Raw genomic sequence first — 19,053 nt, 5'->3', positions numbered from 1 at the left:
AATCTTGGATTCAAAACGTGTCGTTGACATCATTCTGGAAGAGGCTCTCAAAGTTGAGGAGCGATTTCCCGGCTATCGCGAGGAAATGAAAACCCTCGTCGCGGAGATCGTCAGCATCGAGCGGAAGCATCGTTTCGTTCACCGTAATGTTCGTAAGGACATTGCCGACCAGATAAACAATCTAGGCAATGAGCTTGCCACAAGACTTGCGCAAGAGCCGGGAGAAACGAAATGAAACTTCTGCGAGCCAGGTTCGAGAACTTTCGCCTTCTTCGTGACCTCGAAATCCAGTTTTCCACTGACCCAGCGAGGAACCTCACCGTCATTCGGGCAGAAAACGAAACAGGCAAGACGACGATCCTCACGGCCATGCAATGGGCATTCTTCGGCGACGACGCATTGCCAGGCGAAGCCAAAAGCTACCGTCTTGGGCCCATTGACTGGCCATCACGGTCCTGTCCGATCGAAGTCCACGTCGATTTCGAAGTGACAATCACCAAACGCGCAGGTTTTGCGACCGAGGAGCGACGCTACCGCGTCATTCGTCGCGCCGTCGAAGCGCTGGATCAGACCAAGTGGACCCGGGGCGAGTCGACCTTGGAGATGTACGAGCTGACAGGTGCCAGCGGATCCAAACGCGAAGATCACCCGGAAAACAGGCTGCGGATCGAGTTGCCGCCGGAACTTCGGGAGATCTTCTTTACCGATGGCGATCGTGCATTGAGCTTTATTGAAGCAGACAGCATGACGATCAAGCGTAAGCGCGTGGAAAACGCGATCAAGGCTCTGCTCGGTCTCTCCATCGTGGAAGAGGCTGGCAAGCACATCAAGGCTGCGGGCGCCGATATCAATAAGCAGGTCAAGGAGACAAATGCCAGCGAGCGTGTTCGGCGTGCCTCCAAAAGGATCGAAGAGCTCGACCAAGACATTGCTGATAATGAAGCAGTCCTGACGAAAGCTATCGACGAGCAGACCCGTGCCGAGGAATATTTTGAGAAGCTGACTAGGCAGATCGAGACCGCTTTGAAGGCAGGTAACAAGGCAGAACTGGTCGAAGAGCTGCATGGGGTGCAGGCGCAGCTGAAGCGTGAGAAACTGAGGGAGCTCACGCTTGCCCGTGAGCTGGGAGATCTCATCAAAGACCAGCTACTAGCTCGACAGCTTCTGGCCGGTCACATCGAGAAAGCCACGGAACAACTCGATAAACTGAGGGAGCAAGGTGACATTCCGAACCAGGCAATTCCGGTCCTGCTGGAACGGCTGAAGGAAGGCACCTGCATCTGCGGGGAGCCGCTGTCGTCTCACGAGCCGGACGCGGAACGTCGCAAGAAGCATATAGAGGCTTTGGTGGAACAGAGCCGCAGCGCAGACGCGGCAAAAATGCTGATCACGGAGCTCTATTTCGGGGCGAAAACACTGATGGAGCCGCTGCCTACAAACGGATGGAAAGCGCGCTACACCGCTCATCTCGAAAACCGAAAGACAGTAGGCGCGGCGATCAACCAGCTCAACAGCCGCGAGGCTCAAATCGAAGCAAAGATGGCGGCAATTCCTGATATCGACGTTCAAGCGCTCCAGACCTCCCGCAAGGCTGCCCGGCGCACTGCAGATGAGCAGGGAGAAATCACCGCCAGAACCCGCTTTAAGCTCGAGCGCGCGAAGCTGGAGAGGGCGGAAGCGGTCGCCGATCGCGACAAGGGCTTAAAGGAAGGCGTGAAGGGAGATCGGCTCCGCAGCGAGTTGCTGGTCTCCCAAGATCTCTGGCTGATCTTCGATCGCGCGCTGGCACGTCTGAAATCAGACGAGCTGCAGCGCGTCAGCGGATTGATGAATGACATCTTCCTCGACATGATCGGTGCTGATCCGGACCAGGGTGCGATTATCCGACAGGCCGCTATTAGCGCCGAGTTCGACATCGTTGTCGTCGGACCTGATGATCGACCGCTTAACCCGGATAGAGACCTGAATGGAGCCTCGAGACGCGCGCTGACGTTGGCTTTCATTTTGGCGCTGACGCAGGTCAGTGAAGTCGAAGCCCCCAACATCATCGACACGCCCTTGGGGATGATGAGCGGGTATGTGAAGGCTTCGGTCCTTAGGGCCGCAATCCAGCACAGCGCTCAGTTGGTGCTTTTCCTGACACGGTCCGAAATCGCCGGAACTGAAGCGATCCTCAAGCAATATGCGGGCGAGGTCGTCACCCTGACAAATCCGGCGCATTACCCGACCATGTTGGTTCATCAACCCAAGACAAACACCAGGCAGATCGTCAAGTGCGGATGCTCGTATGACCAGGAATGCGATGTTTGCGCCCGCAGGATGGACGTTACCATCGAAGATCAAGAAGCGGAGTTCGCGTAACCATGAGCAGCAATACGAACCCCTTCCTGAACGCCGAAATCAATGCTCCGAATGAGTTTCAGGAATTCTTCCAGCGTTATTCTCAGACCACCGGTGCGAGCACGGTCAACGATTTCGATCGAAAGCCGTTTCCACGCATGGTCGATTTCTGGTTTCTAGCAATCGGCGTCGCGGTAAAAAAGGGATTGAAACCGCTGGATCTAAGCGGGGTGGCGACTTACAAGGCCGCGGAAGGCGCCGCGATCTCGTCGCCGGAATGGCGAATTCACGCCCTGAAGCTAGTTGCCATCGGGCAGACTGGCGACCCGTCGATTGTGACGGATGGCCGAGCTATGATGCGCATCGCGAACGGTCTGGCTTTCGCCGGAATGCCACATCTCATCGAGGTCCTTGAGGAAAATCTTGATGATGAAGCCTTTGGTCTCTGTGACTCGCTCGTCGAACTTCTTGCAAACTGACCGCCGTCATGAGCTTCTCTTTAAGGCTGCCGGAGTCGTCAAAGGCTGTCGATATAAATCTCGAGTGTAGAAACAGGACAGGTTATCACCCCTTCTCCGATGAGAAGCTTCATGTGATCGCCGGTAATCAACACTGTCGCTTGTCCGACTGAGCGAGGGCTCTCACTGCCTGCATACTTCACGAAAAGCTCCAGTGTGGTCGCCCCGATCGGCCAGACATCAAGACTGAATCCTGCTTTCGCCCGTGGCGTCAGTCTAAAGTCAACTTCCTCGGATTGGCCCGGGCCAACGATAAACTTCGAAAAGGGCCGGTTCTCACCACGCATGATCATACGGTCGGGTGCATAGAGCATGCGGAGGCTATCCGATCCCGCCTGTACCACCAGCCATTCAATAATAGCGGCTCCCCTGCCGGCATTGAAAACCGTCAAAGGTAGTCCCAAGGTGAATGCTCGGCTTCCGGGCGCCGGCGGCAGTAGATCAAAACTGCCCCAAAGGACCTCGCAATTGGAGGCAAGCCTCGTCGCCAGGGCTTGCGGATATGACGATGTAATCCAGTGAAGCAGCCAACCATCAAACGCCTCTCGACCGACCTCCTCTCCGGTGGATGAACCATTGAGGAGGCGCGCCGCGCAGATATTGACGAGTTCCTCACGTATGCCGACGGGAACCGTGTCGATTCCCTTGTTCGCAAGATACTTATCAAGCTTGGTCACGGCCTGCTCGGTCAAATCGAGCAGACTGATGGAACTCGGCGTTGGCACATCTACGCCGTTGAAAACGTTGGTTTTGAATACGCCCGCAGCAACCGGGCCGGCAAGCTTCAGCTCGTAGGCGTCAGCGCGACCGGATGCCTTTAGGTCGTTTACCCATCCTTCGACGTCGGATTTCCCGATAACGTTCTTCGATGACTTGACCTGAACAAAGCGCATGCGATCGGCATATCGCCATAGGATATCGACCTTGTCATTCGATGAGTCTGGCTCGATCGTCACGGCTTTCCACTCGTGATCGACCGCGACGGCATCCAGCAGAGCCACCAGTGTCTGAATGGCAAAGCCGCGAATTGCCTCACGACCTCCCATGGCCTAACCCTCGTCGGCTTCGAAGAAGTCTTTGGCCATGCGTCCCCAATTCTGGCGGACCTCTTCCAGATATGAACGCAGTTTCTCGCTCCCAGCCTCGTCTTCCATTCGAGCCCAGGCAATCATCATGGAAAGGACCTCTCGCGCGAGCGGATTGACATCAGTCTCCTTCTGGAACTCAGCGAACACCTTGCTATGAACTTCGTGCCGTGTATTGAAAGTGAGCTGAATAATGCCGCCTGCGGACGAAACGTCGAACATGGCCGGCGTCGACAGGTCGGCATGCCGAACACGGAACTTGGTATGTTTCTTGACGTAATCGACGGCGATTTCCCGCGCCACCTTCTCATCGACGCCGTCTTCAAGGATATTGGCGATCAGCGATAGCGTTCGGACCTCTTCCGTTTCCTGTTCCTGCTTGTCACTTTTACCTATGTCGCCGATACGCTCGCGCCGCTTGTTAACGGATTGTGTCGCGGAGACCTCCACCTTTGATGCAAGGGTATCGGCTTTGCGGATTACCGTCTCAGTTTCACGCATCCTCTTGATCTTGCTGCGCATCGCGTTGAGTAGTTTTTCTACCTCGTCGCTGATGTAGTACATTGGTAGGCGAGGATCCCGCTCGTTCTCCAGCATGCGCTTGTAGTCGGCAGGAGCCATATCCTCGGCCTCTGCGTCGTCATCGATTGAAAGGCGTAGAAAGCCCGTCGCGGCTTGTTTGTTGTTGGTGACCCCAAAGAGATCATCAAGTGCGGGTGGAAACTCAACTTCGATGCCCCACCAACGCTCGCGGGGATCCGCGACCTCAAACGACTTGTTGAGCTCCAATTCGCGGTCAGCACGCATGACCGAAATTCCTTGATTTCGTTTCGCATGCTTGCCGATCTTGCTGTTACCACCAGAGGCGCGAACCTCCGGGGAACAAATCGAACCTCGGATCACTACTTCATGCGCTTGTCCCCGGAACCCGACCGATAGCCTTTGCGTCGCTTCGGAAATGAATGCCGGCCGTTGGTCGTACGGCTGCTCGCAATTAGTCCCGGTCATAAGATAAAGCGGGTCGTTTGGCCGGACGAAGCTCTCCCATTGCGATATAAACTCGCCGTGGACCGCATTGTAGGCCGCGAGGCGCAGCCTGACCTCGTTTCGCTTGATGAATCGACGGTAGATCCGACCAACCATGAACTCGACATGGCGAAGCAGCGTTGTGCTCTGCTTCCAGCTGACGCGATCGAGGTTGCTCCAGACAACTAAGGTTCCATTTTCAGAAATCGGATTGAGCAGGAGTTTCAGCCACTCGGACGGAACAGTGGATGGAACGGGCTCCGGAACTTCTTTCAAGACGCCATCGGCAATCTCGATGACGTCAAGATAGGACCACAATACCCGTCCGTTTTGCCATGACCATACATCGACGCGGGTCGCCTGCGAGATTGACGAATTGGGCAACCCCATGCCGAACTTTCCGATGCCGGTGTGCTTGCTCTTGTCAAGCCGCGTACCGTTTCCGAACTGCAAAGCCTTGCGCAGCACCTCTGCCGACATGCCGCCGGCGTTATCGATGACCCCGATTTTGGAGATGCGTGGACGCGCCCCATCCCTGTGTACTTCCTCCATGCAGATGATTTCCACCTGGGTGCCGCCGCCATTTTCCAATCCCGATTGCACGGAATTGTCGATGAGCTCGGCAAGGGCGTGGGCAGTATCGCGATAGCCCGAGCTGCGCATGGCTGAAATCGAGAGATTTTGCGGTATAACTGGAAACGACATTTCAATCCCCTGCGCCCAGCCTGCTCCAGCTGGCTAGATTGTCGATTAGATTCAGATATCGCGGTACCGGGTCGCGAACAGCGTAGACTTTGATGGGAGAAAGCAACTTCTTTCGAGATGAAGCCAACCGCCCGATCACTTCGTAGAGGACGGCGCTCGAGACCAGAGGTTTCCCAATGACAACGGCGGTGATGTTGTCCAACTTTTCCGAAGAAACGAGCGCGCCATGAACACATAGGATTTGCATGTGTTCGTCGGAGTTGAAACGGGTTACCTCAACACTTCGCTGACTGGAAGCCATTTCGTCGGTCAACGCCATTGCCGGCTTTCCCTTCAGCGAAAGCATGCTCGCAAATAGCCGGGCTTGCATTGCCGTTGCGGCGTAGAAGACGATTCGATTTTCGACGGAAGCCAACGACAGAAGCTCACTGAGCAAGGTCTTGTTCCGTTCGGCATGCTCTGACAACAGGGCAACCGACGTCGCCGGCAAAGCGACTGGGTCATCTCCACCATCAAGTTCCGTCAACGGGGAACCTATGGCGAAGACCGCGATAGGGTCTGTTTCTCCCGCAAGCTGCAAGGCTGCCATGGGCTCGTCGTGGTCAATCTCGACGATTTTGCCGCCGAATGCGTCCTTGAGGGCCTTGACCGTCATGTTTTGCTCAACGGCGAGAGCCGGCGCCGCGCAGATGCCAATAAGCTTGGCGTCGGAACTCGGTATCATCAGCTCAAGGATACTTCGGACAGATGCGAGTTGAACCTGGGTGGCATCTCCGACAACCACGTATCTTGTCTTTTTTCCAAAATCGCGGAAAACTTGGTCCACATCGGTTTCGGCCTCGCGCCATTTGTCGGTCGCCTCCGCAAGGCTTGCGATATCGGCAATGACGATGGCGTTGGAGAGACCATCGAGCAGGGGAAAGCTCGTGCCTCCAAAAAGGGTATAGGTGGTGAGATCGCGCAAGCCGAGCTGATACCAGACTGATTCGAGCTCGTTTGCTGCCTCTTCCGCCAGACACTCATCCGGGGCGAGCCAAAAAACATTCCCGCCGTCCTCGTCGGATCGGAATGCCTCTAGCACTGCGGTGACGACCGAGCGGAGCTTTCCTGCACCAAACGGCATGTGCACCAAGACCTTGCTGCCGGGCAGATGAAGTTCGCGTCGAAGCTGCCGATATGCCGGCCCCTGATAGGTTCTCAATTTCGAGGCGGATGATAGGCGGCGGGAAGGCTCGGCGGAAACTGTTTTGGGCTCCAGATAGGGAACTCCATACCATTCGAACAGAGTTTTCTTGAAATTCGCCCGGGTGAAGTCCACGTCTCGCAACGTCGCTCTCGGCATTACCGTTGGCTGGCTCAACGCCGTACACAAATGAATGGCGTCTTCGTCAGTCAGATGGTCAATCAGTATGCCGATGGCACTCGGATCGTCGAGAACTGCCGCCGCCCCGCGCGAGGTGACGATTGTTTCAGCCATAACTGCCGGTGCCAAGGCCTCTTGACCAAGATGCTGCAAAAGCTCAACAAACTGCGTTCCCAACAGCGGCGTCAAGACGTCGACGCCTTGCTCCGCAAGGTGGCGTTTAAGTTTATCAGACAAGCTTTATCCCCGATCCCCTCGCGATTGCCGTGCGGAATCGCTCACAGATTGTCATGAGCGTTTCTCGCTGACAGCGCACGAACAATCAATAGTAGAAATCAGTCTAGGATTTTGAATTTCTTAGGTCGGTCCCAACATCACTGTGAAGTGGCGAGTTCCGGAGTAGCTAATCAACATCTCTGCAACCTGCCTAAACAACACCCCACGCCCGAAACCTCCCCCTCCCCGTCATCTCTCTGAGGCCGAGTTCCAAAACAATCCGCCGCGCCGCCTGCGGCGTCATGTCCAGCGTCTTCGCCACCATTTTTGCCGACAACAGTGGTTTTGACATCACCAGCTCCACCAATTCCGGCAGCTTTGACGACGCCCGCCGCCCATCCAGCTTCCTTTCGAACAGCGAGCGGGCAAGCGCCAGCCTGTCGTGTTCTTTCATGCCGATCTCGGCGGCTGCCAACAGCCCATGAGCAATGGCGAGCAGCCGGGTTTCGCGATCGCGATGCCGGCGACGATCGACCGGAATGGCTTTCAGGCCGAGATTGACCGCCGCGAGATGGCCGCCGGCGGTAATGCCGGCTTGGCGCAGGATGGAGGCAACTATCAGGCGGCCGAGCCAGGGCGCATGCTGCAGCACAGACAATTCGTTCCAGGCATCGAGGGCGACGATCGCCTGCATTATGGGCGGCAGATGTTCCGCTTGGCGCAGCACGCCACGCCATTCGTCGAGCCGGGCATCTTCGTCCCAGTCGAGATCATAGATCATCGGATCTCTTTCCGATGTCCGGCTTCCGCCGGCGTGGCTGGGCCGTGTCGCGTCCTCGATCGCGGCCGACGATCGGGCCAGCGTCGCATCGATGGCAGCAAGGTCGACGCCGGGGAGATCGTCGACGTCATCAACATCCTCCTCCTCCCCTTCCGCATCGATGGCGACAGCTCTCCGGACTGTGCCGGCGGCCTCCGCCGCCTCAGTACCGGTCGACGCGATCTCAGATGTCTGTCGCAGCGATCGTACACCCTCTGCGGACAGCGCCCAATCTGGAGACTGCGCGGCGATGCGACGGCGGGTGCGCAGTACGTCGCGGGCGATGGTGAGTTCGTGGGTCGGCGTGCGGGTATCGCGAAACGCGTCGTGAAGGACGAGGTCCTCGAGGTGGACGAGTTCGCCGTCGATCCAGAGGGAAGCGCAGGCGTCGGCGAAGTTCTGGCGCTCGAGGAAGCCGGCGCCGACGGGCGAGCGTGCGATGCACTCGTCGAGACGGGTCAGAGCGACGCCAGCGTCAAAAGCTGGTCGCATCAGGGTTGAGATGCTGATTTTCGCGAGATCGTAAGCCATTGAAATCATGGTAAATGATTTGCTAAAGGAAATCTATCTCCGCGTTTGAGTTCGCCACTGGATAGATTGCACCAGTGCACCGCTGGCCATCGATAAGTAACCCTTATCGAAAGTGATTGATTTGACGACTCTGAAGGCCTATGTCGGTCAGCCTGGATGAGCGGAAACGCTTGGTTTTCCGGCCTTTCAGGCAGATTTTTGCGAGGATCGGCGGAATAACTGCCGGTGTTAGAGCCGCTTTGAGCCCCCCTCCCCTCTCGAGCTGAAGCGGGCGCCCCAAGTAATCTCTCCCTCGGTCAACGCTTGTAACCCCTCCTCTCCCCCGAAGGCCTTACTTTCCGGCATTTACGCCGCTGATTGCCGCCAGAGCGCGTTTCACGTTGGGAATGACCACACGCTCGTTCGCCATCGCATTTCGAGTCTGACGGGGCTGTATCGAGGTGATAAAACACGCTTGCAACTGTTCATTTTCTCACGCATTCCTTATCTGTACAAAGCACCTGAAAAACGCGCGAGAAAACCATGGCAAAACGGCATGCCGCCAATCCGCCGCCGGCACCCAACCGTCTTATCGGTTATGCACGCGTCTCGACTGACGATCAGGTCCATGATGCGCAGATGGACGAGCTGCGCGCCGCCGGCTGCGAGCGGATTTTTCAGGAACATGGATCCGGTGCGTCACGGGCTCGGCCAGTGCTGACGAGACTGCTCGGCGACCTCGTCGCTGGCGATGTGCTTGTCGTTGTCCGTCTGGATCGCCTTGCCCGCTCCGTCAGCCACCTGTTACAGGTGATTGAGGACCTTGAGGAACGCGGCGTTCATTTCCGATCGATCCGCGATCCAATAGACACATCCACGCCGCAGGGGATGTTCTCCCTCCAGGTCCTTGGCGCTGTCGCGCAGCTCGAACGGGCGCTGATTGCCGAACGAACCAAAGCCGGCATCAAGGCGGCAAAAGCGCGTGGCAAGCTGCCGGGCAATCCTGGGCTTAGAGAGCGGCGGCCAGAAGCGATCAAAGCAGTGTCGAAGGCGAGAGAAAAACTCTACCTCGACGAGCTGATCTCGTCCGCCCAAACGTGGTTGCCCATGGTCCGGCAGCTCCGACCTCAGCACAGCTGGGACAATGTTGTCCGGGTGCTCAATCGCCGCGGTCACAACTGGACGGTGGAGCGACTGCGCCGCGCGGTGCATCGGATGGTTCGCGAGAAGCTGGCCGATCCCGAGCTGTTGGCGCGCTCGCCGCGGCGCGCGCCAGAAGATCACCTGATGAAACTCGTGGCGGCGATTGCCATTGCTGATCCCGGCCTGTCACTGCGCGATATTGCCGCCCAGCTGGATCAAATGGGTGAGCGACCGGCGCGCGGTGGGCGCAAATGGCAGCCTTCCTCTGTTCGCCACCTGCTGGACGAGGCACATCGGTTTGGCCTCATTCGTCATTGAGGGCGCGGAGCATCAGCCTGCCGATTGCCCGGTTTCTTGCGCGCCCCGTTTTGGGCGGCAGAGATTTCCAGCCCTCGCTTTCGACAATGCCGCGGGCCAACTGCCGGTATTCGGTTTCCGCACGTAGATTTAGGACTGACGCGGCCCGCGTTTGAGGAGGCGCCTGATGAAACGCTGGGACCGGCCCGCGCTCGAATTGGCGGAAGGCCTCACGGAAAGAGGCAGAGAGTACAGGCTTCTTGGCGGTCTCCTCAAAGAGGAGGTCGGCTATGGCCGTAATGGTCACGGCTCGCCATGCCGGTTGAAGGCTGGCCAGCGGAGCCGCGCCTGCTGTAACCGACGGTCGCTGGCCATAAGGCAGCGATAAACCCAGCGCGGCGATGTATGGCATCCCTTCCGGCCGCGGCAACCAAAGGAATCGGCTTGCCGTCTCGATACGCTCAAACTCCAACCCGCCCTTTCCGATGGCCTCGCCGACCAACGAGGCAACCAGCAGCAAGTCTGCTTGATCGCGGCGCCGGAACCTCCTTGCCGAGATAATAGCATCGCACTCACGGCAAAACAGTCTGGCGAGCCCGGCAGGCGTAGACCGAAACTGAAACAGACCACTGCGGAAACATCCGCCACAGTTAATCTCAAGCCCAGTCTTGTGCCGGGGGCAGACCATGGCTTCGACGCATGACCAGGACCGTCGGCAATAGTGGTCCCTCCCCTCCTCGGCATCCTCGTCCAGGCAAGTCGGACAAACGCCTCTATTGGCCGGATCGCTCACGAACGACCTCCTGCTGCGCCCGGTAGACTGCAGAGACAGTTGATCCAGATCGCCTTGCCGCAGGCGACAGGCAAGCGCCCATAATCGGGTTGCGGATCGTTCAGTCGGGCCGTCGTAGCCGAAGAGATGCGGCTTGGAGGCGTCCCATGCGCCACGTATCCAGTTCTCGATCTGCCGTGGCGAGCTGGAGTAATGGCTCGCTACCCGCCAACGCCAACTGCTGAGAAGTTCATCCTCATAGGGTCGTGGGGCGATCGCCAGCAACCGTACCGCTCTCACGGGTTGGCATGCCGTCGTAGGCGCCCTTCAGTGCGCCGCGCCATCGCGACCAAAGGTAGGACAAGGTTGTCAGCGTCGAAGCTCTCCAATGTGATCCTCTCATTTCCATTTCGGACGGCTTCGACTGCAACCGTCTCGATCAGGCGAAAAATTCGCACCGTGACGCCGTCGGTCATGTCCAGCACCTTGCGGCGCGCGGCCGCGGTACCAAGCGCGGAAGGCTCGCGCAGAGGCAGGATGCTGCCGAGACTTGCGAGCAACTGTGCGAACTCCTGTGTATTGGACCAGCGCTTCAGGTGAATTGCCTCAAACCTCTCCGCGAGCTGAGCATCCGTCAACAACGCCTGTCGGGCGAGATCGGTCCCGGCGCAGATCAACGGGACTTTGAGATCATTCGCCAGAAAGCGGATGACGTTGAGGAAGACCCGTTGCTGCCGGTATGTGCCGGTCAGCATGGCATGAATCTCATCGATGATCAGCATCCTGACACCCATCCTTCGCATCAAGGTCCGGCAAGTGGTCTTCAGTCGGTAGGTCATGTCTCCACTTGGAACCGGTGCACTCATCGCATTTAGGAGTTCGCCGTAGACATCGCGTTCGACGGGTTCGGCCGGCATCTGCATTGCCACGACCGGCATGTTCGTCACCCCGGTTCCACGATCAAAGATGGGCTGATGATTGCGAAGAAACTTTCGGATGATTTTCGTTTTTCCCATACCGGTATCGCCATAGAGGAGCAAACAGGGCATTCGATCTCGCGGCGGATAGGAGAGCAGATCCTCAAGCCGCGTCAGCGCAGCCCCCGCATCGGCTGTTTCCAGCCAACGATCGGCACGGATCCAGGCGACCCGTTCTTCGATCCCCATCTCGGCATACTGGCGATAGGCGGGCATGAGATGGAGGTACTCCGTCACGACCATTCCTCCACCGACAATGGTGCCAGATCGGTAAAATTGTCCTCGTCGGCATCATCTATTGTCTCCACATGCTGACCGTCGGTCGCCGCGAGCGCTCGTGACTGTCTTTCGGCTCCCCGGCGGATGCTCCGCGTTTGGCGGCTTGCCATCTCGACAATCTGTCGCTGGGCTTCGATGGTCTCGAAGATCAGATGCTCATCGACCGATTGCAGACCACGAGCCCTCAAAGCGGCGACGGCCTGCCGGTGCTCGCCGAGCGTGATCCTCGGCCGGCTGAGGTCTGCAAACCGGACCGGCCAGCTTTCGCCATTTGGCCCGTCCACGAACACGCAGGAGATGTCGCGAGGATCGTAACGGACGCGCATCTTGTCCGGCACTCCGGTCCATGGGCTCAGGACATCGTCCCAATATTTGAGGCCGAACAGGTGCAGTCCGTCTCGACGTATGACGCGTTCCTCGAACGGCAGGAAATCCAGAACGAAACGGCGTTCGTCATAGGGAAGCCGCAGTGGCTCCCGACGCGAAAGGACGGTATCGTCCCACGCTAGGCGAGGCGGAATTTTTAGCGCACGGTGGATAGCGGCGTGATAGCGGCCGACAATTTCGAGCGCCAGCCACAGCTCCAGCTCGTCAAAGGTCATCACAGCATGCTTTTGCGGATCGTAGTCGCCACGGGAGCCTATATCGCTGGACGTTGAGCCGGGCAGAAAGTGAACGGCGCCCATCATCGTGCCGATAAGTCGCTCGATATGACCGCCGTAATGTGGGCGAGCAACTGGTCGATGGATAAGATTGATGCCATGTTCGGCCGCACCCCAGGCCAGCGCTTTTCCCCGAAACTCCCGAGCGTTGTCCAGATGGATGGCGGTGGGCAAACCATGGACGGGCCAGTCGCCGACCACGTTTCGCTCCGCGAGCCACGAAGCCTTCGGCAACACCATGTGCCGGATGGCCAAAGCCACGGACGTTGAAGATGGATTCTCAAGGCTCAGGTAGAAGCCGGCCACCATGCGGCTGGCGACATCGATCGCTAACGTCAGCCAGGGACGCTGCAATGGTTGGCGATTTACAGCGTCAACGACGAAGAGATCGACCAACGTGTGATCGATCTGCACGACTTCCAATGCGTGCCCGACTGAATACTCATCAGTAACGGGTTTGTATTGCTGACAGGCGACCTTGGCACCCTCTCGGGCTTTGGCCAGCTTTCTCTGGTCGGAGCGATCAATGCGAACCTTCACGGCCTTCCAAGACGGTGCAGCCAGGTTTCGCTGACGGCAGATGACCCGGACATGATCATGAACGGCGGTGATCGTCGGCCGCTCACGGCGGCAATAGATCTCTTGGATAGCGCAGGTGACGGCATCTTCCTGTTCCGATGACAGGAGCCGCCTCCCCTTCTCTGGGCCAGGCGTTTCATCCAGCGATGAGCTGGTCACCGGTTTTCGCCGGAACTGCGCGAGAAGCTGATAGAACCTCGTCGCCTTGAGACCCAACTCCCTGCACGCGGAAAATCTCTCCGGGGCAGTCAGGTTCTTTTGAAAAGCGATCGGTCGAATGACCGCTTCGCGAGCCACGGCCTTCTGCCAAGCCGTATCGCTGATGCGCGTCCTGAAGGGTGCCTGCGCCATTGGGGCCTCCTCGCCGAGCTGTCGGCATGGCCACGATCAAATGTTGCAGATCGAAGGATGCTCCCCAAGAATGACAGTTAGAAGACGCTCTGATTAAAAGATTTCGATCGGTAGGCAATGAAAACACTCGCCATGGTAAGCAAGATTGCGGGTATTTGATCTGCCGGTTTCAGAGATTTGAAAATCACATTTGATATGTGCGAACGTGACCTCGGCATGGGAGACAGCGTTGCAAGATCGACGATTTCAATTAAGGCCAGCGGTACTCGCTGTCATCAGCACTCTCGCCGCCAGCCTTGCACTGAGCAGGCTCATCACATCGGCTTATGGAGTGGCAGAAGGGAAACCTGATGATTTTCTCGCGTACCCCATGACGGTTATTCTGCCGGGCGCTACCCTCATCTACCTGATCCGCATGCCGGCGACCCGGACATCGGAAGGTCTCATGATGCGGTTCGCGACGATGCTTCTAATCCTGACGATTATCGCCTTTCCTGCCGCCGGCCTTCATCTCGCACTCGGCTTCCCGGTTGCCTTTCTCATTGTCGAGATGTTCGAGACACGCGTTCCCGCGCCCATGCGTTCCACGGTAAAACGCTGGATCGCTGTCAGATGAACCTGCTTTTGCCTGAACCACTGATGTGGCTGCTGCGATGGGTCTTGTTACTGGGGCCGCTCGCTCTGCTGGCACTACTTGTCCACTGGCGCCGTCCCTCGCACCGCCAACAGGTGGCGGCATTATTCGCCTTTCTCTACGGACTGTCCGCCATTTTCGTGACACATTCAGTGGCGATCGCGGCCGGCTGGTGGAGCTATGGGTGGAATGCCCTGATGCTGAACGGCATTCCTGCAGACATTCTGTTCGGGGGAGCTATCCTTTTCGGCCCTGTGCTTTACCTCGCGTTTCCTCGCTCGAACCTGGTTCTACTGTGCACAGTGATCGCCGTCATGATGCACGGGCTTCTGTTTACCTCCCTGACGCCTCTGGTATCGGCCGGGCCGAACTGGATGTTCGGTATCGGCTTCGTATTTGCCACCGCACATATCCCTTCGCTTTATCTGGCCCGCTGGACGGAACGCGATATTCTACTGCCGTTCCGCGCTGCCCTGCTGGCCATCATGTATGCCTGCCTTTCGCTTGGAATTCTCCCATCGCTGATCATGGCCGCCATGGGAGGAGAATGGGCAATCACGACACATCCGGCTTGGCGCTGGGTGGGTTTGCTCAGCGGTCTTCTGATCAGCTTCGTGATCGGGCTGTCTGCGGTACAGATGCTTGCGGTTCAGGGGCTCGGCACAGCGATACCGTTGGATCCGACCCGAAGACTCGTGACGACCGGGATATACAGTTATGTCCGCAATCCGATGCAGCTGTCGGCGGCGCTGTCCTGGATCGTGCTTGGGGCATTCCTCGGCAACATATGGATCGCTGCTGCGGCCGTTATGGCCTGGGTATTCGTGGAGGGGATCGTCCGCTGGCACCACCGGAATGACCTGCAACAGCGATTTCCCCACGGATGGGGGGAGTATCGGAATGCCGTTCCGGAGTGGTTGCCACTCTGGCGTCCGCACTGCACCGCGACTGCTAGAGTCCACCTGAATACGAACAGACTGGCCGACAGACTGACGGGAATGATCATCGAACGGATCGGGCCGACGGCATTGGAGATCGACCGAGGATCCGTCGGCGCCTCCTACATGCATCCCGACGATCACACGCCCTATTCGGGCATGGCCGCGTTATGTATGGCGCTGATCCATGGCAATTTCGTCACGGCCTTCATCGGCCACCTGCTTCTTCTGCCGACCCTCTGCCTCCAGGCGTTTTCATCCAGGTCGGCAGCAGCATGAGAGTTTCAACACGCAAGCCGAGACCGCGACAAGGTTCGCTCCTGTTCGGGATCCATCACCTCATTCGTATTCGATCTGATCAGCTTTCATTCTACGCGCATCTTAAGAAATCGCATGGAGACGTCGTCAGACTACGACTTGGGCCCTACCGGATCTGGTATCTTTTCCACCCCGACGCCATCGAGCCGGTGCTGACCAAGCAGGCCGGCGAATTCATCCGTTTCCGGCGCATGATGGATGTCCTACGCCAATGGAATGGCGACAGCCTTCTTCTTGCGGAAGGGAGTCATTGGCGCGATCGCCGACGCAAGGTCTTGCCAGCCTTCCAGTCGCGACGCCTGCCCGCTTACGGCGAACTGGTGGTGGCAGAGACAGAACGGCTTTGCGAGATGTTTGCAAGCAAGGCCGATGGCGACGGCGAAGTCGTGTTTGATGTCGACCAGACGATGGCCAAATTGTCTCTCGACATCGCCATCCGCACGATGTTTGGCGCGGATCATCCGACGCTTGGGCATCAAATCGAGATGGCCGTTCAGGATCTCTCCGATGTCGCTTTTGCCGAAACGACGTCGCTGATCAACATTCCCCGTTGCCTGCCTCTGCCGATCGCGCGCCGCAAGGATCGCGCCATGAAGATCATGGAGGAATTCGTTACCGGACTGGTTTCCACCGCCCTGCAGCAGCCCGCGGGCGAGGGCGCCCATCTTATTTCCAGCCTGATCGAACATCACGAAGGTCGCGCGCAAGCGATCCGCGATGACGCCATGAGCCTGCTGATTGCTGGTCACGAGACTTCGGGCGCACTGCTGACCTGGGCATTTGCGATGCTTGCCGCCTTCCCGGTCTGGCTGGAGCGCGCGATTGATGAGGTGGACACGGTGCTTGGCTCCGAACGGCCCCAGGCATCTGATCTCGTACGGCTGCCGACGATCATGGCCATCCTCCAGGAAACCCTGCGGCTTTATCCGCCCGCGTATACGCTTTTTCTTCGCGAGGCCTTGCGGGACGTCGATATCCAGGGGCATCAGGTTCGGCGCGGAGACCTTGTGCAGGTTATTCCCTACATCACCCAACGCGATGACCGTTTCTTCGAAAACGCCGAGCGGTTCGATCCCGCTCGCTTCATGCACGCAGCGGACTGGCCGCCTTACGCCTATCTACCCTTCGGCGCTGGGCCGCGCGTCTGCATCGGGCAGAATTTCGGCCTGATGGAGACCGGCCTGGTGCTCGCGACCGTGCTTCAGCGTATGGTTCCGGCTCAGCGTGACCGGTTGCCGGAACCAATGGCGCGCTTCTCACTTCGACCGTCCGGGGGCCTTGTCTTGAGATGGCGCACGCGGCGCTGAACGCGCGCCGTTGACGAACCTGTGGCCCTGCCCTTGAGGCGGCACGAAGCAGTTTTCGCTATGGCCGAACCAGCGGTAGCGATTGCTAGCGATGAACGTATAGACGATGTCGCGGAGCGAACGGGGAAAGATAGACAGAATACGAAGAGCGCGCCACGGCATGGAGAGGTGCCCGATCAATGCCAGCCCGGCATCAGAGCGAACAAGCCCACAACCGTCTTCCACCACCAGATAGGTCGCATCGAGATCATCCACCGTCAGCCCGTGCTGGGCCGCCAGACCCATCCCTTCGTTCGACCAGGCCGAGACAAACTTTATCTTCTGATCCCGCTCGTGCCTGAGGATGAAGTGAACCCACGCTGAGCAGAGCACACAGTCTGTATCGAACACGATGATTGTCGACGACCTGTCACCGGTCCAATTCATGTCTTTCTCGCTCCGGTCGGATAAATATCTCGTCATGGTCGCCGTGTCTGACAATCGAGTACCGAGATACTACAGCCTCAAGCGAACTCGGATACTCCGGATCGCCTCAGTTCACGTTCGATTCAAGTTACGAGTTATCGGATTCCGGCGAATTAGGAAGATTCCGCTGATCTTAGATGACGATAACTGCTATAAACACAATGAAATTGATTTCGCCGGAATAAGTCGATCCACACACAGAGAATCGGGGCAAATCACGGTCCGAGCGGCCGCCGAATACATCCTTTTGGAGCGATCGTGGCCAAAGCCAAACCATCCCTGACTGCCGTCGAGCGCCGCGCCGAAGAGCTCGACACCATTGCTGCCGTCTTGCCGATGGAGCGTCGCGACGAGCTCGCCGAGCTGCTGACGAACCAGGATGTCGAAACCCTCAAGCATCTCGTCGAACGCGGCATGGGCGACAATACACTACGGGCTCTCACCTCCGATCTCGCCTATCTCGAAGCCTGGGGCCTGGCGGCCACCGGCTGGTCGCTGCCCTGGCCGGCACCCGAAGCGCTGCTGCTCAAATTCGTCGCACACCATCTGTGGGATCCGGAGAAACGTGCGAGCGACCCGGACCACGGCATGCCTGACGACGTCGACGACAACCTCCGGCGCCAGGGGTTCCTGAAATCCACCGGTCCGCACGCGCCGGATACGGTGCGCCGGCGGCTGGCCAGCTGGTCGACCCTCACGAAGTGGCGTGGTTTTGACGGCGCCTTCGCCTCCCCTGCCCTCAAGTCTGCCATTCGGCTCGCGGTGCGTGCCGTCCCACGACAGCGCCGCCGCAAGAGCGCCAAGGCTGTCACCGGCGACGTGCTGGCCAAACTGCTGACGACCTGCGCGACCGACAGCCTGCGCGATACCAGGGACAGAGCGATCCTGATGGTTGCCTTCGCCTCCGGCGGCCGGCGGCGTAGCGAGATCGCAGGCCTTCGCCTGGAACAACTGACCGTGGAAGCTGCAATCGAGATTGAAGGCGGCCCTCCCCTCCCCTCTCTCGCCATCCATCTTGGTCGCACCAAGACGAAATCTGGCGAAGAGGACGAGGTCGTTTATCTCACAGGTCGGCCGGTTGAGGCGCTCTATGCATGGATCTCGGCGGCGAAGATCGACAAGGGCAGCGTCTTCAGGGGGATTGGGCGATGGGGAACTGTTTCGAAGCGCGCGCTCGATCCGCAGTCGGTCAATGCCATCCTGAAGCAGCGGGCGGAAATGGCCGGGTTGGAGCCGGGGGAGTTTTCGGCACACGGGTTGCGATCCGGCTACCTAACCGAAGCGGCCAATCGCGGCATCCCTCTCCCAGAGGCCATGGAGCAGTCGAGGCATCGGTCTGTTCAGCAGGCCTCCAGCTATTACAACAACGCCGCGAGGAGGACCGGACGGGCAGCAAGGCTCCTCTGATAGGCAAAGCCGACCCCTTGTGGACCTCCTTAGCGAGTGCGAATTTGCCTCATGACAGTTGATCACAACTCAGTACCGGATAGCGCGCAAATCCAACTCAGCTCTGAGGAGTCAATCGTGCTATTCGAGCTGCTATCGCGGTGGTGTGACGACAACAATGCGTCAACACCGGAGACCTGTTGTTTCGAAAGCACTGCCGAGGGCGCTGTACTTCGTAGATTGTTGGCTGACCTTGAGAAACAATTGGTCTCTCTTTTCAAAGCCGAATATCGCGACTTGTTGGATCGCGCTCGCGATCGATTGAAAGGAAACTGGGACTATCCGACATTGAGAGGCTGATT

General features: G+C 58.2%; 16 protein-coding genes. 8 read left to right on the top strand and 8 right to left on the bottom strand.

Annotated elements, in window-relative coordinates; genetic code table 11:
- The first annotated feature begins 4 nt into the window (after positions 1 to 4).
- The 3 genes from AC0JZ1_RS03105 to AC0JZ1_RS03095 are packed head-to-tail and all read left to right on the top strand — an operon-like array spanning position 5 to position 2,819.
- The gene (locus AC0JZ1_RS03105) at positions 5 to 235 is read left to right on the top strand and encodes a hypothetical protein (RefSeq protein ID WP_471880996.1); all 231 of its coding nucleotides are present in this window, start codon (positions 5 to 7) and stop codon (positions 233 to 235) included.
- The gene (locus AC0JZ1_RS03100; protein WP_471880995.1) at positions 232 to 2,361 is read left to right on the top strand and encodes an AAA family ATPase; all 2,130 of its coding nucleotides are present in this window, start codon (positions 232 to 234) and stop codon (positions 2,359 to 2,361) included. The genes AC0JZ1_RS03105 and AC0JZ1_RS03100 overlap by 4 nt, the downstream gene beginning before the upstream one ends.
- Before the next feature lie 2 nt (positions 2,362 to 2,363).
- The gene (locus AC0JZ1_RS03095) at positions 2,364 to 2,819 is read left to right on the top strand and encodes a hypothetical protein (protein WP_471880994.1); all 456 of its coding nucleotides are present in this window, start codon (positions 2,364 to 2,366) and stop codon (positions 2,817 to 2,819) included.
- Positions 2,820 to 2,857: 38 nt separating this feature from the next.
- Here the strand turns inward: AC0JZ1_RS03095 and AC0JZ1_RS03090 are convergent, their stop codons facing one another.
- The 4 genes from AC0JZ1_RS03090 to AC0JZ1_RS03075 all read right to left on the bottom strand — a co-directional run bounded on the left by AC0JZ1_RS03090 (position 2,858) and on the right by AC0JZ1_RS03075 (position 8,613).
- Positions 2,858 to 3,904: a hypothetical protein gene (locus AC0JZ1_RS03090; RefSeq protein ID WP_471880993.1), complete on the bottom strand. Its 1,047-nt coding sequence runs from the start codon at positions 3,902 to 3,904 to the stop codon at positions 2,858 to 2,860.
- Positions 3,905 to 3,907: 3 nt separating this feature from the next.
- A complete protein-coding gene (locus AC0JZ1_RS03085) occupies positions 3,908 to 5,674 on the bottom strand; it encodes an ATP-binding protein (protein ID WP_471880992.1) in 1,767 nt (588 codons plus the stop codon).
- A gap of 1 nt (position 5,675) precedes the next feature.
- Positions 5,676 to 7,151: a DEAD/DEAH box helicase gene (locus tag AC0JZ1_RS03080; protein WP_471880991.1), complete on the bottom strand. Its 1,476-nt coding sequence runs from the start codon at positions 7,149 to 7,151 to the stop codon at positions 5,676 to 5,678.
- A gap of 313 nt (positions 7,152 to 7,464) precedes the next feature.
- Positions 7,465 to 8,613, bottom strand: a complete 1,149-nt coding sequence (locus tag AC0JZ1_RS03075) for an RHE_PE00001 family protein (RefSeq protein ID WP_471880990.1) — start codon at positions 8,611 to 8,613, stop codon at positions 7,465 to 7,467.
- A gap of 513 nt (positions 8,614 to 9,126) precedes the next feature.
- Here AC0JZ1_RS03075 and AC0JZ1_RS03070 point away from each other — a divergent pair.
- Positions 9,127 to 10,044, top strand: coding sequence for a recombinase family protein (locus AC0JZ1_RS03070; protein ID WP_471880989.1), 918 nt, complete (start codon positions 9,127 to 9,129; stop codon positions 10,042 to 10,044).
- On the opposite strand, the gene AC0JZ1_RS03065 is transcribed toward AC0JZ1_RS03070, so the two are convergent.
- The 3 genes from AC0JZ1_RS03065 to AC0JZ1_RS03055 are packed head-to-tail and all read right to left on the bottom strand — an operon-like array spanning position 10,031 to position 13,643.
- Positions 10,031 to 11,095 carry a TniQ family protein gene (locus AC0JZ1_RS03065; protein WP_471880988.1) on the bottom strand — a complete coding sequence of 355 codons (1,065 nt, stop codon included), beginning with the start codon at positions 11,093 to 11,095 and terminating at the stop codon, positions 10,031 to 10,033. The genes AC0JZ1_RS03070 and AC0JZ1_RS03065 overlap by 14 nt on opposite strands.
- Positions 11,092 to 11,988, bottom strand: a complete 897-nt coding sequence (locus tag AC0JZ1_RS03060; RefSeq protein WP_471880987.1) for a TniB family NTP-binding protein — start codon at positions 11,986 to 11,988, stop codon at positions 11,092 to 11,094. The genes AC0JZ1_RS03065 and AC0JZ1_RS03060 overlap by 4 nt, the downstream gene beginning before the upstream one ends.
- Before the next feature lie 17 nt (positions 11,989 to 12,005).
- On the bottom strand, positions 12,006 to 13,643 hold the full coding sequence (locus tag AC0JZ1_RS03055; RefSeq protein WP_471880986.1) for a Mu transposase C-terminal domain-containing protein: 1,638 nt from the start codon (positions 13,641 to 13,643) through the stop codon (positions 12,006 to 12,008).
- Between the two features lie 229 nt (positions 13,644 to 13,872).
- On the opposite strand from AC0JZ1_RS03055, the gene AC0JZ1_RS03050 reads away from it, so the two are divergent.
- The 3 genes from AC0JZ1_RS03050 to AC0JZ1_RS03040 are packed head-to-tail and all read left to right on the top strand — an operon-like array spanning position 13,873 to position 16,840.
- Positions 13,873 to 14,259, top strand: coding sequence for a hypothetical protein (locus AC0JZ1_RS03050; protein ID WP_471880985.1), 387 nt, complete (start codon positions 13,873 to 13,875; stop codon positions 14,257 to 14,259).
- The gene (locus AC0JZ1_RS03045; RefSeq protein WP_471880984.1) at positions 14,256 to 15,494 is read left to right on the top strand and encodes a methyltransferase family protein; all 1,239 of its coding nucleotides are present in this window, start codon (positions 14,256 to 14,258) and stop codon (positions 15,492 to 15,494) included. Before AC0JZ1_RS03050 ends, AC0JZ1_RS03045 begins: the two co-directional genes overlap by 4 nt.
- Positions 15,491 to 16,840, top strand: coding sequence for a cytochrome P450 (locus AC0JZ1_RS03040; protein WP_471880983.1), 1,350 nt, complete (start codon positions 15,491 to 15,493; stop codon positions 16,838 to 16,840). Before AC0JZ1_RS03045 ends, AC0JZ1_RS03040 begins: the two co-directional genes overlap by 4 nt.
- Here AC0JZ1_RS03040 and AC0JZ1_RS03035 read toward each other — a convergent pair.
- Entirely contained in the window at positions 16,790 to 17,266 is a 477-nt protein-coding gene (locus AC0JZ1_RS03035) for a thiol-disulfide oxidoreductase DCC family protein (RefSeq protein ID WP_471880982.1), read from the bottom strand. The two genes, AC0JZ1_RS03040 and AC0JZ1_RS03035, sit on opposite strands and share 51 nt — an antisense overlap.
- A gap of 297 nt (positions 17,267 to 17,563) precedes the next feature.
- On the opposite strand from AC0JZ1_RS03035, the gene AC0JZ1_RS03030 reads away from it, so the two are divergent.
- Positions 17,564 to 18,712 carry a site-specific integrase gene (locus AC0JZ1_RS03030; RefSeq protein ID WP_471880981.1) on the top strand — a complete coding sequence of 383 codons (1,149 nt, stop codon included), beginning with the start codon at positions 17,564 to 17,566 and terminating at the stop codon, positions 18,710 to 18,712.
- Positions 18,713 to 19,053 lie beyond the last annotated feature (341 nt).

The sequence above is a fragment of the Affinirhizobium capsici genome (genome assembly GCF_977018625.1).
Note: the sequence above shows the minus strand (reverse complement) of the source record. Positions and strands in the feature narration are given on the sequence as shown.

What these genes read in the sequence shown, in the direction of transcription:
- AC0JZ1_RS03100 (WP_471880995.1), top strand. Translation starts at nt 232, where the DNA reads ATGAAACTTCTGCGAGCCAGGTTCGAGAACTTTCGCCTTCTTCGTGAC.
- AC0JZ1_RS03095 (WP_471880994.1), top strand. Translation starts at nt 2,364, where the DNA reads ATGAGCAGCAATACGAACCCCTTCCTGAACGCCGAAATCAATGCTCCG.
- AC0JZ1_RS03090 (WP_471880993.1), bottom strand. Translation starts at nt 3,904, where the DNA reads ATGGGAGGTCGTGAGGCAATTCGCGGCTTTGCCATTCAGACACTGGTG.
- AC0JZ1_RS03085 (WP_471880992.1), bottom strand. Translation starts at nt 5,674, where the DNA reads ATGTCGTTTCCAGTTATACCGCAAAATCTCTCGATTTCAGCCATGCGC.
- AC0JZ1_RS03080 (WP_471880991.1), bottom strand. Translation starts at nt 7,151, where the DNA reads ATGGCTGAAACAATCGTCACCTCGCGCGGGGCGGCGGCAGTTCTCGAC.
- AC0JZ1_RS03075 (WP_471880990.1), bottom strand. Translation starts at nt 8,613, where the DNA reads ATGATTTCAATGGCTTACGATCTCGCGAAAATCAGCATCTCAACCCTG.
- AC0JZ1_RS03070 (WP_471880989.1), top strand. Translation starts at nt 9,127, where the DNA reads ATGGCAAAACGGCATGCCGCCAATCCGCCGCCGGCACCCAACCGTCTT.
- AC0JZ1_RS03060 (WP_471880987.1), bottom strand. Translation starts at nt 11,988, where the DNA reads ATGCCCGCCTATCGCCAGTATGCCGAGATGGGGATCGAAGAACGGGTC.
- AC0JZ1_RS03055 (WP_471880986.1), bottom strand. Translation starts at nt 13,643, where the DNA reads ATGGCGCAGGCACCCTTCAGGACGCGCATCAGCGATACGGCTTGGCAG.
- AC0JZ1_RS03045 (WP_471880984.1), top strand. Translation starts at nt 14,256, where the DNA reads ATGAACCTGCTTTTGCCTGAACCACTGATGTGGCTGCTGCGATGGGTC.
- AC0JZ1_RS03040 (WP_471880983.1), top strand. Translation starts at nt 15,491, where the DNA reads ATGAGAGTTTCAACACGCAAGCCGAGACCGCGACAAGGTTCGCTCCTG.
- AC0JZ1_RS03035 (WP_471880982.1), bottom strand. Translation starts at nt 17,266, where the DNA reads ATGAATTGGACCGGTGACAGGTCGTCGACAATCATCGTGTTCGATACA.